Origin of the sequence: Nocardia sp. CY41 (assembly GCF_009829325.1) — a bacterium.
Lineage (GTDB): Bacteria > Actinomycetota > Actinomycetes > Mycobacteriales > Mycobacteriaceae > Nocardia.
Map to the genome: position 1 here is coordinate 158192 of NZ_VUOS01000013.1, position 17790 is coordinate 175981.

Consider the following 17790-nt stretch of genomic DNA (forward strand, 5'->3'; position numbering starts at 1 on the left):
CTGGGCCGTGCATGATCGGTGCCGACGCGGCGCCGGTCGCGCTCAGTCGGATTGCACCTCGTGATCGGACTGCCCCTGGGACGACTCGTCGGCAACGCTCCCGCTCGCGGAATCCCCGGTCGGCTCGCTCTCGCTGTCCTGGCCGGGCGGCCGGACTCGGGAGCCGATCGGCGATGAGTTCGCCTGTGGTTTCCCGTCTGTACCCACAGACCCGGTCAACCGCACCCGAGGAGAGCATCATGACCGCCACGTACACCTTCGACGTCTTCTCCAGTCTCGACGGCTACGGCAGCGTCAGCGGCGGTGACTGGGGCGGGTACTGGGGCAAACAAGGCCCCGAATTGCTCGCCCACCGCCTCGCCTCGTACACCCCGGAGCAGCGGATGGTTCTCGGAGCGAACACGTATCGAGCGTTCGCACAGCTGCTGGCCTCGGGCACCGAGGAGTCGGTGCGTGACGCATGGGTCACCCGGATGAGGAACCTGCCTACGACGGTGGTGTCGACCACCCTGGACGGTCCTCTCGACTGGCCGGACGCCACCGTCGTGAGCGGTGACGCCGTCGACGTCGTCGCCCGGCTGAAGCAGGAGTCCGAGGTGCCGCTGCGGTCGCACGGGAGTCTGTCGATGAACCGGGCGCTGATGGCCGCGGGCCTGGTCGACCGCGTCCAGGTGACGCTGTTCCCGGTGATCACCGGTCGGACCGGTGCTGATCCGATCTTCCGAGGGGCGGCCGACTTCGACCTCGAGCTGATCGAAAGCCGGACGCTCGACGGCAACATCCAAGAACTCGTCTACCGGCCCACCCTGCATGTCTGAGTCCGACTGCGGTTCGACGTGTCCACGAAGCCGCGGCCGGTCGCGAAGCACAGCATGATGGTGGGATGGCCGAGCGGGTGAACGCATGCGCACATTGCTGATACTGATCGTCGTGCTGATGATCGCGCTGATCGTCGGCGACCGGATCGCGGTCGTGCTGGCGCAGAACGAGATCGGCCGCAAGATCGCCGCGGAGTACGACCTCCCGCACCAACCGAGCGTCGACATCGGCGGCTTCCCTTTCCTCACCCAGGCCGCCGAGGGCAACTATCACGACATCGGTATCCGTGTCGGTGATTGGAGCGGGCAGAACATCACCGTCCACAACCTCGACATCGCGATGACCGACGTATCGGCGCCGCTGACCGACGTACTGCAAAACCGGACATCGAACCTGATCGCGGCCACGGCGACGGCGACCGCCGTGGTTCCCTACGACACCGTGCGGGAATTCGCGCCGTCGGGCGTGGAGTCGATCTCCAACGGCCAGGACGGGCTGCGCGTCGCCGGGACATTCCCGGTGGAGGGCATCCCGGTAGCCGCGACGGTCGTAGTCACCGTCGCACCCACCGGCGAGGGCATTCAAGTCACGCCGGTCTCGGTCCAGCCCGCGGCAGGCGGACCGAAGATTCCCCTGGCGATGCTGCGCCGAAGCCTCACCTTCGTCGTGCCGTTACAGCGGCTGCCGCTCGGTGCGCAGCTGACGGCCATCCGGCCGAGCGCCGACGGCCTCCAGGTGACCGCCGTGGCCCATGACGTGCACTTCTCCGATCTGCCGTGAGCACCGGTGTGGCCATGCGACGGCTGCCGGGCGACGCCGGTCGGGATCTGTCGGCAAGCCTCGACATGATCACCGACTTCGCGTAGCAGGCGAAGCGCGAGCGACCGCCGTCACCCACTGCGGACGGGAAGTGTCGCGCCGATTCCGGTCACGGACCATTCCGGAGCTGTGCTTGCCGGGGCGAAGCCCCGGCAAGCGGCCGGTAAGAAGGTCAATCGCCGACGGGGATCGTCGTTGCCGCGGGTGCGCCGAACCAGGACGACAACGCCGCTCGCAGGCCGTCCTCCGCGCGGTCTGCGGGTTCGTCGATGGTGGCGGCCCAGGCGATGTGGCCGTCCGGGCGGATGAGGAGGGCGTCGGCCGGACGGTTCTCGACTTTGCCGGTGCGGATGTCGATGCGGTCCCGCCAGTCTCGGGCGGTAGCTCGCAGGTCCGCACGATCGGCGAGATCGAGCAAGACGGGCCGCGCGGCGCGCATCAGTTCGGCGACGCCGGTCGTCCCGTCGTCGGTGAGCAGGGTGAGGTCGGGCACGAAGGTTCCCGTCAAGGCGTGACCATTCGGGTTGGGCAGCTGATAGCGGATATCGGCGCCGGCGATGAAGGCCCCCAGGCGCCGCACGGGCTGTTCGTCGGTGAGAAGTTCCTGGAAGACCTCGCGCAGTGCTTCGGCGGCCGGGTCGTGCCCACGCCGCAGCGCGACCTGTGCCCGGGTGTGCAGCATGGTGCGCTCCCCGGCGAGGTGACGTTCCTCGTGGTAGGTGGCCAGCAGGCCGCCGGGCGCCCACCCGTGGACGTCGGCGGCCAGCTTCCAGGCCAGGTTGACCGCGTCGAGCATGCCGGCGTTGAGCGCCACGCCCGTGGCGGGAAACAGATGGGCCGCGTCACCGGCGAGCAGGACCCGGCCGGCGCGATAGCGTTCGGCGTGGCGGGCCTTGAAGGTGAAGCGCGACAGCCGAAATGTCTCCGCCACAGGAAGATCCACGCCCAGCACGCGGCGGATGCTGTCCTGCAATTCGGTCACGGTCATCGGCACGTCGTCGTCGTATTCGACGGTCTCGTCCTCGATCGTGTAGACGGACAGCACCTCCGACGCGGGCGACGCACCCATTCCGAACAGACCGCGGTCTGTGCGCGTGAAACCCGCACGGATGGTTCCGAACCCGGAAAGCTCCAGGTCGCCGTTGTCCAGCCGGGTCACCGAATCGGGCAGGGTGATCTGGGCCAGCCGATTCACCTCCGGATAAACCGTGCCGGGGAACGAAATCCCGGCCAGGTCACGAACCCGGCTGCGCGCACCGTCGCAGCCCACCAGATAGCGCGCGGTCACCCGGTACGGCCCGTCCGGACCGACGACCTCCACGGTGACCGCGTCGGCGTCCTGCCGCATATCCAGCACCTGGTGTCCGCGACGGATATCGACGCCGAGTTCGCCGGCGTGCTCGCCGAGCAATCGCTCGAGTCGTTGTTGCGGCAGCGGCAGGGCGTGCATCGGTGACTCCACCAGCTGGGTGAGGTCCACATGCACACCGCCGAACGGGAACCGCGGAGCCGGAATCGGATCGGTACAGGCCGCTGCGAACCGATCCAGCAACCCCCGGTAGCGCAACAGCTCCAGGATCTGCCCGCCGAGACCACCGGCTTTCGGGGTGTCCCGCGGCTGCGGCTGCCGCTCCAGCACCAGCGGCCGCACTCCGGCCAACCGCAGCTCGGCGGCCAGCATCAGGCCGGTGGGGCCCGCGCCACGATGATCACGTCGGTATGCATTGCTACTCCCATTCCGGCCGATTCCGGCCGTGGCGAACGATTGACGGGAACCTCAGGTCACCGGACGTGCGCTACCGCGCCCCGTGCCTGCCGTGCCGGGACCACCCGCCCTTGGAGTTGGGGACCGTGCGCGGAGGCACAGGGCGAGTCACGAAGCGCTGGTTGCTCTGGCTCGGGAAGGTGCTGCGTTGCTTTCGCATATCGGTACCGCCTTTTCGAAAACTCGTGAAGTGCCGGAATACCGGCGGGTTCGCGCCTGGTCAGGCCCGGTCGAACCAGGTCATCTGCGCGCCGCTGCTGAACTCTTTGCGCTGAGTGACCTTGAATTGCGTCGGCTGGAAATTGCCCGTGAAGACCCCGATGCCGTCGCCCGCGATCACGGGATAGCTCTTGATGATCAGCTTGTCGACCTCGCCGAGGAGCTGCCCGGCCAGATTGCCGCCGCCGCAGAGCCAGATATCCAGGCCCTCCTCCTTCTTCAGTCGCCGGACCAGCTCCACCGGATCGGTGTCGACGACCTCCACCTGCGGGTTGTCCACCGGTGGGAGAGTGCTGGAGAAGACGTACTGCTTCAAGTGGTTGTACGGGCTGGTGGCGCCCTGCGCGAGGCCCGGCTCGTAGGCGCCGCGGCCCATGAGCACGGTGTCCAAGGTCTTGTTGGGCGTGTCGAGGGCCATGCCGACGGACTCGCGGATCTGCGTCGGCACCGTCTCCGGATAGCGCGGATTGATCCACGCCATCATGTCCTCATTGAACGGATAGAAGTCGTATTCCCCCTGCGGACCTGCGATGTAGCCGTCGAGGGAGACCGCAACGTAGTAGACGAGCTTTCGCATTTTGACCGCCTAGTATGTAGTACTCTGAACGAAGTGATTTGAACCGTAGTACTACGAATGGAGTGGTGTCAAGTGGTGCGCACGAATCCGGAACGCCGTCAGGCTCTACTGGATGCATCGATCGAGGTCCTGGCCCGTGACGGGGCCCGCGGCCTGACTTTCCGGGCGGTCGATCAGGAGGCGGGCGTGCCCGCCGGGACCGCCTCGAACTACTTCCCCAATCGGGATGCCCTGCTCGTCCAGGTGGGTCACCGCTATTACGAGCGACTGATTCCCAGCGACGACGCCATGGCGAAATCGCGTGGGCCGCAAACCCGCGAGAGCATGACCGAACTCATGACCGAGGTGGTCGACCGGGTCTCTCATTTCCGCACCGGCTATCTCGCGATCCTGGAACTGCGGCTGGAGGCCACCCGGCGTCCCGAACTGCAGGCATTGCTCACCGAGCGGGTGCGCGCGGATCTGGACTTCAATATCGCCAACTATCGGGAGTCCGAACTGCCCGGCGACGAGGACGCCGTTGTGCTGCTCTATCTCGCCCTGAACTGGCTCATCCTCGAACGACTCACCCTCCCGGGCATTTTCGACGAGCAACGCGCCGCCGAACTGGTGCGGACGATCGTGGAGCGCGCGATCCCCGCCACCACCCAGGTCGCCGACGCCAACCCTTGACGCACGTCACCAGCCGGTGAACTCGTCGCGTCGCTTGCGTCCGCCGCCGCTCGAGTCGCCGTCTGCGCGCATGTCTTACCGGTTGCCGCCCACGGGCAGTTGGTTACCACCGCGCCATTTCTGTCCTGCGCGATCGTTCTCCGGACCGGCGCCTGGGGCGGTCGGCCTCGAACGCCCCACGCCAGGGCAAGCCTCAGCGTGTCCGCTGGTCGACGGTGTAGGTGCCGATGAGCTGGCCGTCGCCGAGGCTCGCGTCGACGATCGCGGTTCTCGCGTCGTTCGGTGCGGTTCGCGAGTCCACCAGCACAGGGCGGGAAAGCGCGTACACGATGAATCGGTAGTGGTGCACACCCGTGCCCGCGGGTGGGCACGGGCCGAAGTATTCGGCTTTGTCGGCGCTGTTCAGGCTCACCACGCCACCCGCGGGTGTCTTCCCCTCCTCGGTGGACGTGGTGGTCGGCGGGATATTGCTGACCACCCAGTGCGTGAACAGGCCGCTGGGAGCGTCGGGGTCGTCCACGATCAGTGCGAGGTTGGCGGCTTGCTCAGGGGCGGTCCACGTCAGAGGCGGCGGTTCGTTTCGGCCGTGGCAGGTGTAGACCGCCGGGATCGGGTCGCCATGGTTGAAAGCGCTACTACGCACCGAGATCTCGGTCGTCGCGGGCATCGCGGCCTCCGCTCGGGTCGAGGGACAGTGGTCGAGTCCAGCGATTCGCCTGGGCCGGTCCGTGCGGACGAGCCAGGGGCGCCACGACGGCGGATACCAGGCGAACCCGGTATGTCGTTATCAGCCCAGCGTAAGCCGACGACTGTCGATCGACCAGGCTCAGCCGCGAATGTGCAGTTATCGGCAGTCGGTACTCCGCACGGGCCGCCCTCCCCGGTCATCGAACCGGTTCCGACGTACTCGACCGCGCGACGTGATGGCCCTGACGCGGCTCGGTCCGGGTCGCCTGAAAACCGGGGGCTGTCGTTCGCAGCCGAATTGGGCGCGTGCTCGGCGACCACATCACGTCTACCGCCCGCGCGGGCCCCTCTGATTCGACACGGAGTGACGGCGGCCGCCCTCGCAGCCGCCGTCATGAGTGACTCCGTCCAGTTCAGTCCGATCCGGTAGCCGCCGACTGCTTGTCCGCGGCGAGCTTTGCGATCGTCTCGATCCGCCCCACCGCGTCCGTGACGATCCGATCGATCAACTCCTTGCATGTGGGGAGGTCATCGATGATCCCGGTGACCTGCCCCGCGGCGAGCACGCCCGCCTCGGTGTTGCCCTCGACCAATCCGGCGCGCAGCAGCATCGGCGTGTTCGCGGCCATCACCACCTGGGACCAGGTGAGGTCTTTGGTCTTTCGCATGGCCAGGCCGTCGCGGATCATGGTGGACCACTTCATGCCCGTCATGCTCTTGAACCGAGCCGCGTTGCGCACCGCGGCGGTGAGCCCGCGCCAGCGGCCCGAATGTTCCAGCCGCTGCACCAGTTCGGTGTTCAGCACGCGATGCGGCATGCCGTCGACCTTGAGCGACACCACTGTGTCCTGGAGCTGTCGCCGCAGGTACTCCTGCTTGACGGCGTCCGGAACGGTGCTCTCCCGGGTGAGCAGGAACCGGGTGCCCATGGCGACGCCCGCCGCGCCGTAGGCCAGGGCGGCGGCCAGGCCGCGCCCGTCGAAGAACCCGCCGGCCGCGACCACGGGGATGTCCACCGCGTCCAGCACGGAGGGCAGCAGCAGGGTGGTGGCCACCGGGCCGGTGTGTCCGCCACCTTCGCCGCCCTGCACGATCACCGCGTCGGCGCCCCAGGACTCGACTTTGACCGCGTGCTTGGCCGCGCCGATCGACGGGATGACCACCACGCCCGCGTCCTTCAGCTTCGCGATCAGATCTTGCTTGGGGGCGAGCGCGAACGACGCGACCGCCACCTTCTCCCGGATCAGCAGATCGATCCGCTCGGGGGCGTCCGCCGCATCGGCGCGGATGTTCACGCCGAAGGGTCTCGCGGTCTGCGCCTTGGTCTTCGCGATGGCCGCCTCGAGTTCGGCGAACGTCATGGTGGCGGAGGCGAGGATGCCCAGTCCGCCCGCCTCGGCGGTGGCCGAGACCAGGCTCGGGCCGGCGACCCAGCCCATCCCGGTCTGCACGATCGGGTGTTCGATGCCGACCAGATCGGTCAGCGCGGTGCGCAGGCGCGGGCTCATGACGGGACCTCGGTTTCGCGAATCTTCTTGGGGTCGAGCACCTCCCGGATCAGCCGCAGCTCCTCGGCGGTGGGTTGCCGGGTCCGGCCCGCTTCGGCGAGACCGGCGATCTCGAACGAGGTGTTCGCGGCGACCTCGTCGGCGGTGACGCCGGGATGGAGGCTGCGCGCGCGCATGGTGTGGCCGGGTCCTCCGAAATCGAAGACGCCCAAGTTGGTCACCACGCGATGCAGGTGGTGGAAGCGGTAGGCCGGGTTGGTCGCGTCGACCTTGTCGTATCCCACGCCGGAGACGATGTCGACCCGGTCGGTGAACACACGCTTCGTGTGCCGCGCGACCCAGTAGCTGGTGGCGTGGTTGATCGTGTTGCCCGGCGCGCCACGCACACCGAACATCTGGCGAGTGGGCTGCTGCAACGATCCGAACGCCGAGAGGTTCTGATTGCCGAACCGGTCGATCTGGTTGGCGCCCATCACCACGTGCCGCCGTCCGGACGCCACGACATCGAAGACCCTCCGGAACGGAATCCAGCCTTCGATGGGCGCCTTGCCACCCAGCGGGGGAGTCTCGGCGAACAGCAGCGCCTCACCGTCGGACAGCAGCAGATCGGGTTCGGTGGTGAGTTTGGCCAGGCGCGCTCCGATGATCGACATCGGTGACATGGGGCTGGCCATGATCTCCCCGGCGCCGCTGAAGATCTCCGCGCAGGCGACGGCGCAGATCTCGGCGCGGGTGACGGTTTCGATGCTGGTCATCACGCCTCCTCGGCGAATCGGCGGACGGCGGCCTGGTACTGCTCCTCCGAGCCGGTCAGATAGGTGTCGATGAACAGCTGCCACGTCTCCGGCGTCTTCGCGGATTCGACGTAGTGCTTCTGGAACTTCTCGTCCCGGCCGTAGTCGTCGGCGGCCAGGGTGAAGTGCGCGCCGCCAGGGGCCTCGACCACGCCGTCCACCATCATGCGGTTGAGCAACAGCGCTTGCAGGGGAACGGTTTTCACCAGCTCCTCGGTCTCCACCACGCGCTCGACCGCGACGTAGCGGCGCTGTGCCGCCAGGCAGAACAGGTCGTCGAAGTACGGATCGACGCCGGTGTAGGCGGCATTGCCGTGCTGGTCGCCGAGGTTGAGGTGCACCAGCGCCGCGTCCAGATTCAGCGCGGGCATGGCGATCAGCGTCTCGGGCGTGCCGTCGACGGGATACGGCGATTCGACCGTCTTCAGCTCGCCCTCCCAGAAGTTCGGCACATCGGAGCCGAGCCCGGCGCGGATCGGCAGAAACGGCAGTCGCGCAGCCGCCGCCTCCAGGCCGCACTTGAGCATGCCTTCGTCCATCTCGCGGGCGGCCAGCGCGCCGGAGGTGCGCGCTTCGGCGAACCACGGGTCGTAGAACGGCGCCGAATCCAGCGACACGAAACCGTAGTACGCCTTGCGCACCTTGCCCGCCGAGCACAGCAGCCCGAGATCCGGCCCGCCGTAGCTGACCACGGTCAGATCCGTGATGTCCGAACGAAGGATGGCTCGCACCAGCGCCATGGGCTTGCGCCGGGACCCCCAGCCGCCGAGGCCGATCGTCATCCCGCTGCGCAGCTCGCCGACGACCTCGTCGAGCGACATCCGCTTGTCTCGCATGGAAGTTCCTCTCTACTGCCCGCTCTTGCGCGCCGCGAGGTCGTCGTCGAACCGGGCGCGGATCTCGTCGGCGACGCCGGCGAGGTTGAGTTCGAAGGTGAATCCCTGCTCGTATCGGTAGCTGCGGTGCACGTCCTGCACGTCGATGCCGTTGAGGGCCCGCTTCGCCGCCCGGATCACCCGGCCGTCCTTGGCCGCGATGTTCTTGGCCAGCTCCAGGGCGGCGGCGTCGAGTTCGGCGCGCGGCACCACCTGGTAGACCGAGCCGTAGTGGTGCAACTGCTGCGCGGTGATGGTGCTCGCGGTGTAGAACAGCGCGCGCATCAGGTGCTGGGGCACCAGGCGGGCGAGGTGGGTGGCCGCGCCGAGCGCGCCGCGGTCGACCTCGGGCAGCCCGAAGGTGGCGTCGTCGGAGGCGATCACGACATCCGCATTGCCCACCAGGCCGATGCCACCGCCCAGGCAGAAGCCCTGGACCACGGCGATCACCGGCACCTGGCACTCGTACACCGCCGCGAACGCCTCGAAACAGCCGTGGTTCGCGTCGATCAGCGCCTGGTGGCCCGGCTTGCTCTGGATCTCCTTGATGTCCACGCCCGCGTTGAACCCGCGGTTCTCCGCGCGCAGCACCACCACCTTGGTGTCCGGGTCGCGTCCCGCCGCGCGCACTTCGTCGGCGATGGCGAACCAGCCGTCGGTCGGGATGGCGTTGACCGGCGGATAGTCGACCGTGACCACGCTGATCCCGGTCGCTTCGGAGTGGCGGTTGATCCCCATGGCAAGTCCCATCGTGTGTACCAGCGCATTGGCAAAGCAAGCAGTTGCTTGGTAGGTTAGCACGGTGGCACTCGAAATCGATCTGGCCGGGCACGTCGTTCTGGTGACCGGCGGCGTGCGCGGTGTCGGCGCGGGCGTGAGCAAGGCGTTCCTCGCCGCGGGCGCGACCGTCGTGGCGTGTGCGCGGCGACCGGCCGACGCGCCCGTCGAAGTGGACGGGCGCGCCATCGACTACCTCCCGTGCGATGTACGGGACGCCGACGCGGTGCGCGCGCTGGTCGAAACGATCACCGAACGCCACGGCCGCCTCGACCATCTGGTCAACAACGCGGGCGGCGCTCCCTTCGCGCTCGCCGCCGAAGCGAGCAAGAACTTCCACGCCAAGATCGTCGAGCTGAACCTGCTCGCTCCGCTGCTGCTGGCGCAGACCGCCAACGCGGTGATGCAGCGACAGGACGACGGCGGCTCCATCGTGAACATCTCCAGCGTCAGCGGACATCGCCCCTCGCCCGGCACCGCGGCCTACGGCGCGGCCAAGGCGGGCATGGACAGCCTCACCGGCTCGCTCGCCGTCGAGTGGGCGCCCAAGGTGCGGGTCAACTCGCTGGTGGTCGGCCCGGTCGACACCGAGTTGAGCCGGATGCACTACGGCGATCAGGACGGCGTGGACGCGGTGGGCCGGACCATCCCGCTCGGGCGCATGGCCCGCCCCGACGACGTCGGCCGCTGCGCCGTCTTCCTCGCCTCGCCGCTGGCCGCCTATGTCAGCGGCGCGACGCTCCTGGTGCACGGCGGCGGCGAACGGCCCGCCTTCCTCGCCGCCTCCAACGCCGACCAGCAGTCCTGAACAAGACCGGACACGAAGAAGGACACATATGGACACCGAGCAGATCTGCGCCGGGCGCGTCGTCATCGTCACCGGCGCGGGCCGGGGCATCGGCCGCGCGCACGCTCTCGCCTTCGCCGCGGCGGGCGCCGACGTGGTGGTGAACGACATCGGTTCTACGCTGGACGGCGCGGCCACCGCGGAAACACCCGCCGCGCAGGTGGTGGCCGAGATCGAGGCGCTGGGCGGACGAGCCGTGGCCAACGGCGACGACGTCGCCGACTGGGCAGGCGCGCGCAGGCTCGTGCAGCAGGCCGTCGACACCTTCGGCAAGCTCGACGTGCTGGTCAACAACGCCGGATTCGTGCGCGACCGGATGCTGGTCAACCTGAGCGAGGACGAGTGGGACGCGGTGGTCCGCGTCCACCTGAAGGGCCATTTCGCCACCATGCGGCACGCGATCGAGTACTGGCGCGGTGAGGCCAAGGCGGGCCGTCCGGTCGACGGCCGGATCATCAACACCAGCTCCGGCGCGGGTCTGCAGGGCAGCGTCGGCCAGAGCAATTACGGCGCGGCCAAGGCGGGTATCGCGGGCCTGACGCTGACCGCCGCCGCCGAGTTCGCGCGCTACGGCGTGACGGTGAACGCGATCGCCCCGTCCGCGCGCACCAGGATGACCGAGACGGTGTTCGCGGACATGATGGCCAGACCCGAGAACGGCTTCGACGCGATGGCGCCGGAGAACGTGTCCCCGCTGGTCGTGTGGTTGGGCAGCGCGCAGTCGGCGGCGGTGACGGGGCGCGTGTTCGAGGTCGAGGGCGGCAAGGTGGCGCTGGCCGACGGCTGGCGGCACGGCGTGGCCGTGGACCGCGGCGCCCGCTGGGATCCGGCCGAGCTCGGACCCGTCGTGGCCGATCTGATCGCCAAAGCGACTCCGCCGGAGCCGGTGTACGGGGCCTGATCGGCCTCGCCCCTTTCGAGAGCGCGTTCGCGGGCCTGGGTTTAGTATGGGCACCCATCCGTTCGGAAAGTCCCGTGTGTGAGTGACGACCGGGCACAGAACTGCGCTTCGACTGATGAGGGGAAGGCTCGGCGCATGGCAGGAGGTCGCGCAGCCCGTGTGCCTGCGGTAGCGGGCGCCGTCCTGGGCGCTGCGCTGCTAGGCAGCCCGGCCTTCGCCGACGTCGGACGCCCCTGCCCCTCGTGCGTCGCGGACCCCGCTCCGCCGCCCTATGACAGCGGCGATTCCTGGTATCCGCTGACCCTGCCCGGACAGCAATCGGAGACCAGCGCGCCCCCGGCCCAGCCCACCGCCGGAACCGGTTCGCTCGCAGCGGGTTCGGCGGCAGAAGGTTCTGCCGCAGCGGGTTCGGCGGCCGCTGGGTCCGCCGGGGCGGGAGTTGTGCTCGGGCCGGGCTCGGCTGGACTCGGCGTGGTGCTCGGCTCGGGTTCCGCCGGCCTCGCGCTCGTCCTCGGGTCCGGCTCGGCCGGCCTGGGCGTCGCACTCGGCGCGAGTTCGGCGTCCGTGGGCTCCGCTGCCGCCGGTACCGGTTCGGCGGTCTCGGGTACCGGTTCGGCCGCACTGGCAACGGGCTCCGCCGCGCTGGGCACCGGTTCGGCTGTCGTGGGCGCCACCGGTTCCGCCGCCCTCGGTGCCGGCTCCGCTGCCGTGGGCGCCACCGGTTCGGCTGCGTTGGGCGCTGGGGCCGCTGCGTCGGGCACTGGTTCGGCCGCCTTGGGGGGTACTGGTTCGGCCGCGCTGGGCGCCGGTTCGGCTGTCGTGGGCGCCACCGGTTCCGCCGCAGTCGGCTCGGCAGGCATCGGGTCCGCGGCCGTCGGTTCCGCCGCCACCGGTTCGGCGGCAACGGGCTCCGCCGCGGTGGGTTCGGCGGCCGTCGGGTCCGCGAGTCCATTGCTGCTGTTGTTGATTCCGCTACCGCAGGCGACCGCACCCCCCGCCCCAGCGCTGCCACTCGTGACGATTCCTCCCGCACCCCGCCTCGTTGCACCGGAAATCCCGCCCATTCCGATAGGCGCTTGGACGATTCCGCCGCTCGCCGCCCCTGCCCCCGACCTCTCCGCGCCCGCGCCGCCGCAGGCGCGGCAGCCCGCGCCCCCGGCGGTCCACCCGGTCAACTCCACCGATGTCGTTCCCGCGCCGGAACTGTTGTCCGTGATCGGGGGACTGATCGCGCTCGGATCGGCGGGCGCGGCATGCGGCGTGATCAGCTTCCGGAGCGCGGCGGCCGCACAGGCCAGGATCGACGCGGCGCGGGCCCAGTTCTTCCCGAGGTCCTGAGGAGGCCGCCGATGAGCGAGAGCCGGACTCGCGGCAGCACGCGGTCCTATCGCCGGGTCGCCGCCGCCGTCGACGCCGTGTGCGCGGTGGCGGCCGACTTCGACGCGACCACTCTCGACGAGGTCGTCCTGGCGATCGCGGGCGAGCGGCGCCGGAAGATCGAGATCGCCAGTGCGCGATTGGGTCCCGGTGTCTGCGGACAGCGCCGCCGCTATCCCGACCGGGACGTGATCGTGCTCGCGGAGACGCTGCCGAGCCGTGAGCACACCCTCGCCCACGAACTCGGCCACATCGTCTTCGACCACGAAGGCGCGCCCGCGTCCGAAGTGACGCTGGCAGCGAGCGACGACCTGATCGCCTACATGCTCAGCCGGCGCGCGCATCAGCAGATCGTCGACGACGGCGCCGACGAGCTGGCCGAGTGGGAAGCCGAGACGTTCGCCGCGATGCTGATGACCCGGCTGCGCGTGTTCAACAGCCGGGGCGCGGGCGTCTCGGTCCTTCGATTCGACGAGGCGCTCGGATGACGCTGTGGTCGACGGCTCTGCTGGTCTGGATGGCCGCCGGTGCGCGGGTGGGGCGCGTCTTGGTCAAGCCCGCGACGACGGCCCGGGTCGCGATCGTCGTCGCGGTCGCCGTCGTCGCGGTGGCGGCCACCGTCGCGGTGCCCGAGATCGCGGTCGCAGTGGACAATCTCGTCCCGGGCGGCGTGCACGCGGGCCGGCTGTCCGACGGAGTCGTCACCGCGAGCTGGATCGCTTTCGCGACGGCCACCTCGGTGGTCGCCTCGGCCGCCTGGCCGGTGGTCTCGCGGCGGAATCTGCGGCAGATCGCCTGCTTGCTCTACGGCGTCGGGCTGATCGCGATGGTGCTGACGCTCGCCTGGTCGTTCACCTTCGGGTGGGTGGTCGTGGCCGTCGGGTGCGCGTTCGTCGTGGTCACCGGTCTGCGCAATCTGGACTGGACCGCGCTCGGCCGCGGCATCGCGCTCTACACGGCGGGCACCGCGGTGGTCGCGGGGCTGGCGGCGGGCCGGATCGGGCGCGCGTTCAAGCACGCGCCCCGGCCGGCGCCCGGCGACCCGGCTTGGGCGTGGCCGATCTGGGAGCTCGCGAGCCTGCTCGTCGCGCTCGGCGCGGTGTGGATCGTGGTGGAACTCTGGGTGCGCGCGCGGGTGTTGTTGCGTCGGATCCGCGCACTGCATCGGACCATGGTCGGTCGTTTTCCCGAGGTGGTCGCGCACGAGCCGGGTGGATTCTCCACGCAACTCAGGGCTTCCGATCAGGTGGCGCAGATCATCGATGCGCTGTATCTGCAGTCCGGCGGCGGACTCGTGCTGGCGGAGCTGGCGCCGCCACCCGCCTCGGTGGCCGACCGGGCGGACCGGGTGGCGCGATGGGTGCGCGACCCGGCAGGGGAGTTCGTGGTGGACGCGCGGTGGATAGCTCCGCCCGAAGGCATTAGTCCGCGCGGTTGGGTGCAGGCCGTCGCGCGGGCCTATCGGACGATCGCGTCCGCACCCGCTCGAAATTGATCGACTTCGCGCGAATGTGATCAATCCGGCGCAAAATAGGTGCGCGCGGTCGGACTATTCGGACAGACCGGTTGGATCGGGAATCTCGTTCGGCGCGAACGAGGGCCGTTGCGTCGCGCCGAATGCGCTTATGTGCATACCTCACCCGGACCGCAGCACTAACCGGCGTGCGGCCGTGCCCCAATTTCTCGGGGCAGATCGCACACCGGTCGTGTGCTGCGCCCGCTTACGCGCGCATAACACAGCACAGTGCGACCCGGTGGGTCGCACTGTGCTGCCGTGCAGGAGAACCTATTCGGTGCCGTCCGGAGGAATTTCGGGCAACCCTTCGCTTGCCCGCAACTTCTCCGCCATAGACGTGAGCAGGTTCTGTGATTCTTCGGACAAGTCGAACGCTCTACTCGACAGCCGTCGCAGTCCGTAGCCCTGCAGCTGGGACAGCAGCTCCAGATCGTGATCGATCTTGGCGGCATAGATGTCGTTGAAGAAGTAGTCCGGCTTGACTTTGAAGAACTTCGCCAGGGCGGCCACCGTCTCATCCGACGGGTTCGTCCGTTGTCCCGACCGCAACTGCGACAGGTACGGTTTCGAGATCGGATGTCCGGAGGCCGTCAGCGCCGCCGCAACCTCCGCGTTGGTGTGCGGCTTACGCCCCGGGGGATGCACGGTTTCGAACAGCTTGTTCAGCCGCGCCGCGAAATCAGCCATTGTGAGCCGCCCAATTCCCTTCGCTGTACTAACAGTCGTTATCTCGGATACGTATCATTGATATTAGCGGCTCAGTAACTGAAAACCTACGCCTGATTCCGGATTTCCTTGAAGCTTCTAGGTCGGAAGGCGGCGAAGGGGCTGGGACGGTCGCGTTTGCGGGTCACCCCAAGGCCTCTCGAGAAGCCGCGGTACGAACCGGTTCTGGCCCGTCGCTGCGGTCCCGTCGCAAGGGGTCTTGATAGCCGCAAGATAGCTGACATCTCATGGACTCGGCGGTACATGGGTTTGTGTGGCGTACGACACGTTTGCGCCCGCAGGGGATGAACGTTCAACAAACGCGTTCGAAATGGTTGAAGTCACAAACGTTCGATGATCGTTCCTGTCGCGAGTGCGCCACCGGCGCACATGAGAACCATTGCCGTGCTGCGATCGGAGCGCTCCAGCTCGTGCAAAGCCGTTGTGATGAGGCGTGATCCGGTGGAGCCGACCGGGTGCCCGAGCGCGATGGCGCCGCCGTTGACATTAACCCGGTCCATGTCCGGCTGGTGTACAGAAGCCCACGAAAGTGCGACCGACGCGAACGCTTCATTGATCTCGAAAAGGTCGATGTCGCCGATAGTCATGCCGGACCGCTCCAGCAGCCGGGTGCACGCCTGTACCGGGCCGTCGAGGTGGAACTCCGGCTCCGCGCCGACCACCGCTTGGGTGACGATCCGTGCTCGCGGTCGCAAACCGGCTCGCTCGGCTGCCTTTTCGTCCATCAGCAGCACCGCGGCGGCGCCGTCGGAGATCTGCGAGGACGACCCGGCGGTGTGCACGCCGCCTTCCAGCACCGGCTTCAGCTTCGCCAGGCCCTCGACGGTGGTCTCGCGCAGGCCCTGATCCCGTGTCACGTCGAGCTTTTCGCCGGTGGGATTGCCTTCCTTGTCGACCGCCGGAGCGGTGACGCTGAGCACCTCGCGATCGAACCGGCCTTCCGCCCACGCCTGCCCGGCCAGGCGCTGCGAACGCGCGCCGAACGCGTCCACGTCCGCGCGACTGATGCCGCGCCGCTTGGCGATCCGCTCGGCTGCCTCGAACTGGTTGGGCAGGTCGATATTCCACGACGCGGGCCTGCGCGACCCGGCGTGCTCGCCGACGTTGGCGCCGAGCGGAACCCGGCTCATCGCCTCCACGCCGCAGGCCATGCCGATGTCGATGGCGCCGGCCGCGATCAGGCCCGCGATGAGGTGGTTGGCCTGCTGGGCCGATCCGCACTGGGTGTCGATCGTGGTGGCGCCGACCTGCCAGGGCAGGCCCGCGTGCAGCCAGGCGACCCGGGTGACGTTGTTGGACTGCTCGCCCGCCTGGGTGACGCAGCCGCCGATGACCTGTTCGACCTGCGCGGGGTCCAGGTGCGCGCGCTCGAGCAGCCCGCGTTGGGCCGCGCCGAGCAGTTCGGCCGCGTGCAGGCCCGACAGCCAGCCGCCGCGCTTGCCGATCGGGGTCCGAGCGGCCTCGACGATCACGGGTGTGCCCATGTCCAACCTTTCCTTATGGGACAGAAAATTGAAACGCGTTCATAGCACTTTCCGGGGGCGGATCTGTCCGGTTTCTTTCCTCGTTCTCGCCCCTGTGCTTCAATGATTATAGAACGTGTTTCAGTTTGTCGAAGGAGACATCTGGTGGTAGACACTCGGAATGCCCGGCCGAATCTTCCGGACGGGTTCGACGTCACGGACCCGGACATCTACGCCGAGCGTGTTCCGGTCGAGGAGTTCGCCGAACTGCGCCGGACCGCGCCGATCTGGTGGAACCCGCAGTCGCCGGAGGTCAGCGGCTTCCACGACGACGGCTTCTGGGTGGTGAGCAAGCACGCCGACGTCAAGGAGGTCTCGCGGCGCAGCGACGTGTTCTCCAGCTACGAGAACACCGCCATCCCGCGGTTCAACGACGACATCGCCCGGGAGCAGATCGAGCTGCAGCGGATCGTCCTGCTGAACATGGACGCGCCGGAGCACACCAAGCTGCGCAAAATCATTTCGCGAGGCTTCACGCCGCGCGCCATCAACGGCCTGCGCGCCGAGCTGTCGGCCCGCGCGGAATCGATCGTGAAGGCGGCGGCGGAGTCGGGCTCGGGAGACTTCGTCACCCAGGTCGCCTGCGAGCTGCCGTTGCAGGCCATCGCCGAGCTGATCGGCGTCCCGCAGGAAGACCGGATGAAGGTCTTCACCTGGTCCAACGACATGACCGGCTACGACGACCCGGAGAGCACGGCCGACCCGGTCGCGGCGTCGGCGGAGATCCTGGGTTACGCCTACCAGATGGCAGCCGCGCGCAAGCAGTGCCCGGCCGACGACATCGTGACCACGCTGATCGAGGCGGACGTCGACGGGGACAAGCTCACCGAAGAGGAGTTCGGCTTCTTCGTGATCATGCTCGCCGTCGCGGGCAACGAGACCACCCGCAACGCCATCTCCCACGGCATGATCGCCTTCCTGGAGAACCCGGACCAGTGGGAGCTGTTCAAGAAGGAACGTCCCGCCACGGCCGCCGACGAGATCATCCGGTGGGCCACCCCGGTCACCTCGTTCCAGCGCACCGCGCTGGAGGACACCGAGCTCGGCGGCGTGCAGATCAAGAAGGGCCAGCGGGTGGTCATGCTGTACCGCTCGGCCAACTTCGACGAGGAGGTCTTCGATCACCCGGAGAAGTTCGACATCATGCGCACGGACAACCCCCACCTGGCCTTCGGCGGCACCGGCGCGCACTTCTGCATCGGGGCGAACCTCGCCCGGCTGGAGATCGACCTGATCTTCAACGCCATCGCCGATCACCTGCCCGACATCACCAAGGTCGCCGACGCGAAGCGGCTGCGGTCGGGTTGGCTGAACGGGATCAAGGAGTTCCCCGTCGACTACAAGACCTGCCCGGTCGCGCACTGAGATACGAAAGGGCCCTCGCACCG

Annotated in this window: 18 protein-coding genes; 9 read left to right on the plus strand and 9 right to left on the minus strand. The window is 68.5% G+C overall.

The window, feature by feature from the left end; genetic code table 11:
* Positions 1 to 239 precede the first annotated feature (239 nt).
* Positions 240 to 818: a dihydrofolate reductase family protein gene (locus GVY64_RS15935; protein WP_159842070.1), complete on the plus strand. Its 579-nt coding sequence runs from the start codon at positions 240 to 242 to the stop codon at positions 816 to 818.
* An 85-nt stretch (positions 819 to 903) separates the two neighbouring features.
* Positions 904 to 1599: an LmeA family phospholipid-binding protein gene (locus tag GVY64_RS15940; RefSeq protein WP_159842072.1), complete on the plus strand. Its 696-nt coding sequence runs from the start codon at positions 904 to 906 to the stop codon at positions 1597 to 1599.
* Between the two features lie 211 nt (positions 1600 to 1810).
* Here the strand turns inward: GVY64_RS15940 and GVY64_RS15945 are convergent, their stop codons facing one another.
* Together GVY64_RS15945 and GVY64_RS15950 are read right to left on the minus strand one after the other, a co-directional pair.
* Positions 1811 to 3319, minus strand: a complete 1509-nt coding sequence (locus GVY64_RS15945; RefSeq protein ID WP_201298029.1) for an FAD-dependent monooxygenase — start codon at positions 3317 to 3319, stop codon at positions 1811 to 1813.
* 304 nt (positions 3320 to 3623) lie between these two features.
* Positions 3624 to 4199: a dihydrofolate reductase family protein gene (locus GVY64_RS15950; protein ID WP_159842074.1), complete on the minus strand. Its 576-nt coding sequence runs from the start codon at positions 4197 to 4199 to the stop codon at positions 3624 to 3626.
* 72 nt (positions 4200 to 4271) lie between these two features.
* On the opposite strand from GVY64_RS15950, the gene GVY64_RS15955 reads away from it, so the two are divergent.
* Positions 4272 to 4871, plus strand: a complete 600-nt coding sequence (locus GVY64_RS15955) for a TetR/AcrR family transcriptional regulator (RefSeq protein WP_159842076.1) — start codon at positions 4272 to 4274, stop codon at positions 4869 to 4871.
* 193 nt (positions 4872 to 5064) lie between these two features.
* Here the strand turns inward: GVY64_RS15955 and GVY64_RS15960 are convergent, their stop codons facing one another.
* The 5 genes from GVY64_RS15960 to GVY64_RS15980 form a co-directional block, all read right to left on the minus strand.
* Positions 5065 to 5538: a YbhB/YbcL family Raf kinase inhibitor-like protein gene (locus GVY64_RS15960; protein WP_159842078.1), complete on the minus strand. Its 474-nt coding sequence runs from the start codon at positions 5536 to 5538 to the stop codon at positions 5065 to 5067.
* A 433-nt stretch (positions 5539 to 5971) separates the two neighbouring features.
* Positions 5972 to 7066, minus strand: coding sequence for an NAD(P)H-dependent flavin oxidoreductase (locus GVY64_RS15965; RefSeq protein ID WP_159842080.1), 1095 nt, complete (start codon positions 7064 to 7066; stop codon positions 5972 to 5974).
* Positions 7063 to 7821 (minus strand): CoA-transferase subunit beta, encoded by a 759-nt coding sequence (locus GVY64_RS15970; protein ID WP_159842082.1) that lies wholly within the window; start codon positions 7819 to 7821, stop codon positions 7063 to 7065. The genes GVY64_RS15965 and GVY64_RS15970 overlap by 4 nt, the downstream gene beginning before the upstream one ends.
* Positions 7821 to 8696: a CoA transferase subunit A gene (locus tag GVY64_RS15975; protein WP_201298030.1), complete on the minus strand. Its 876-nt coding sequence runs from the start codon at positions 8694 to 8696 to the stop codon at positions 7821 to 7823. The genes GVY64_RS15970 and GVY64_RS15975 overlap by 1 nt, the downstream gene beginning before the upstream one ends.
* A 12-nt stretch (positions 8697 to 8708) precedes the next feature.
* The gene (locus tag GVY64_RS15980; protein ID WP_159842084.1) at positions 8709 to 9473 is read right to left on the minus strand and encodes an enoyl-CoA hydratase family protein; all 765 of its coding nucleotides are present in this window, start codon (positions 9471 to 9473) and stop codon (positions 8709 to 8711) included.
* 64 nt (positions 9474 to 9537) lie between these two features.
* Between GVY64_RS15980 and GVY64_RS15985 the strand changes: the two genes are divergently transcribed.
* The 5 genes from GVY64_RS15985 to GVY64_RS16005 all read left to right on the plus strand — a co-directional run bounded on the left by GVY64_RS15985 (position 9538) and on the right by GVY64_RS16005 (position 14132).
* On the plus strand, positions 9538 to 10320 hold the full coding sequence (locus GVY64_RS15985) for an SDR family oxidoreductase (RefSeq protein WP_159842086.1): 783 nt from the start codon (positions 9538 to 9540) through the stop codon (positions 10318 to 10320).
* Positions 10321 to 10348: 28 nt separating this feature from the next.
* Complete coding sequence (locus tag GVY64_RS15990; RefSeq protein ID WP_159842088.1) at positions 10349 to 11260, plus strand: SDR family oxidoreductase; 912 nt, start codon at positions 10349 to 10351, stop codon at positions 11258 to 11260.
* A 135-nt stretch (positions 11261 to 11395) separates the two neighbouring features.
* A complete protein-coding gene (locus GVY64_RS15995; protein ID WP_159842090.1) occupies positions 11396 to 12598 on the plus strand; it encodes a hypothetical protein in 1203 nt (400 codons plus the stop codon).
* 11 nt (positions 12599 to 12609) lie between these two features.
* Positions 12610 to 13125, plus strand: a complete 516-nt coding sequence (locus GVY64_RS16000; RefSeq protein ID WP_159842092.1) for an ImmA/IrrE family metallo-endopeptidase — start codon at positions 12610 to 12612, stop codon at positions 13123 to 13125.
* A complete protein-coding gene (locus GVY64_RS16005) occupies positions 13122 to 14132 on the plus strand; it encodes a hypothetical protein (RefSeq protein ID WP_159842094.1) in 1011 nt (336 codons plus the stop codon). The genes GVY64_RS16000 and GVY64_RS16005 overlap by 4 nt, the downstream gene beginning before the upstream one ends.
* A gap of 291 nt (positions 14133 to 14423) precedes the next feature.
* Here the strand turns inward: GVY64_RS16005 and GVY64_RS16010 are convergent, their stop codons facing one another.
* Together GVY64_RS16010 and GVY64_RS16015 are read right to left on the minus strand one after the other, a co-directional pair.
* A complete protein-coding gene (locus GVY64_RS16010) occupies positions 14424 to 14840 on the minus strand; it encodes a helix-turn-helix domain-containing protein (RefSeq protein ID WP_011207048.1) in 417 nt (138 codons plus the stop codon).
* 359 nt (positions 14841 to 15199) lie between these two features.
* Positions 15200 to 16363 carry a steroid 3-ketoacyl-CoA thiolase gene (locus tag GVY64_RS16015; RefSeq protein WP_159842096.1) on the minus strand — a complete coding sequence of 388 codons (1164 nt, stop codon included), beginning with the start codon at positions 16361 to 16363 and terminating at the stop codon, positions 15200 to 15202.
* A gap of 102 nt (positions 16364 to 16465) precedes the next feature.
* On the opposite strand from GVY64_RS16015, the gene GVY64_RS16020 reads away from it, so the two are divergent.
* Positions 16466 to 17767 (plus strand): cytochrome P450, encoded by a 1302-nt coding sequence (locus GVY64_RS16020; protein WP_159842098.1) that lies wholly within the window; start codon positions 16466 to 16468, stop codon positions 17765 to 17767.
* Positions 17768 to 17790 lie beyond the last annotated feature (23 nt).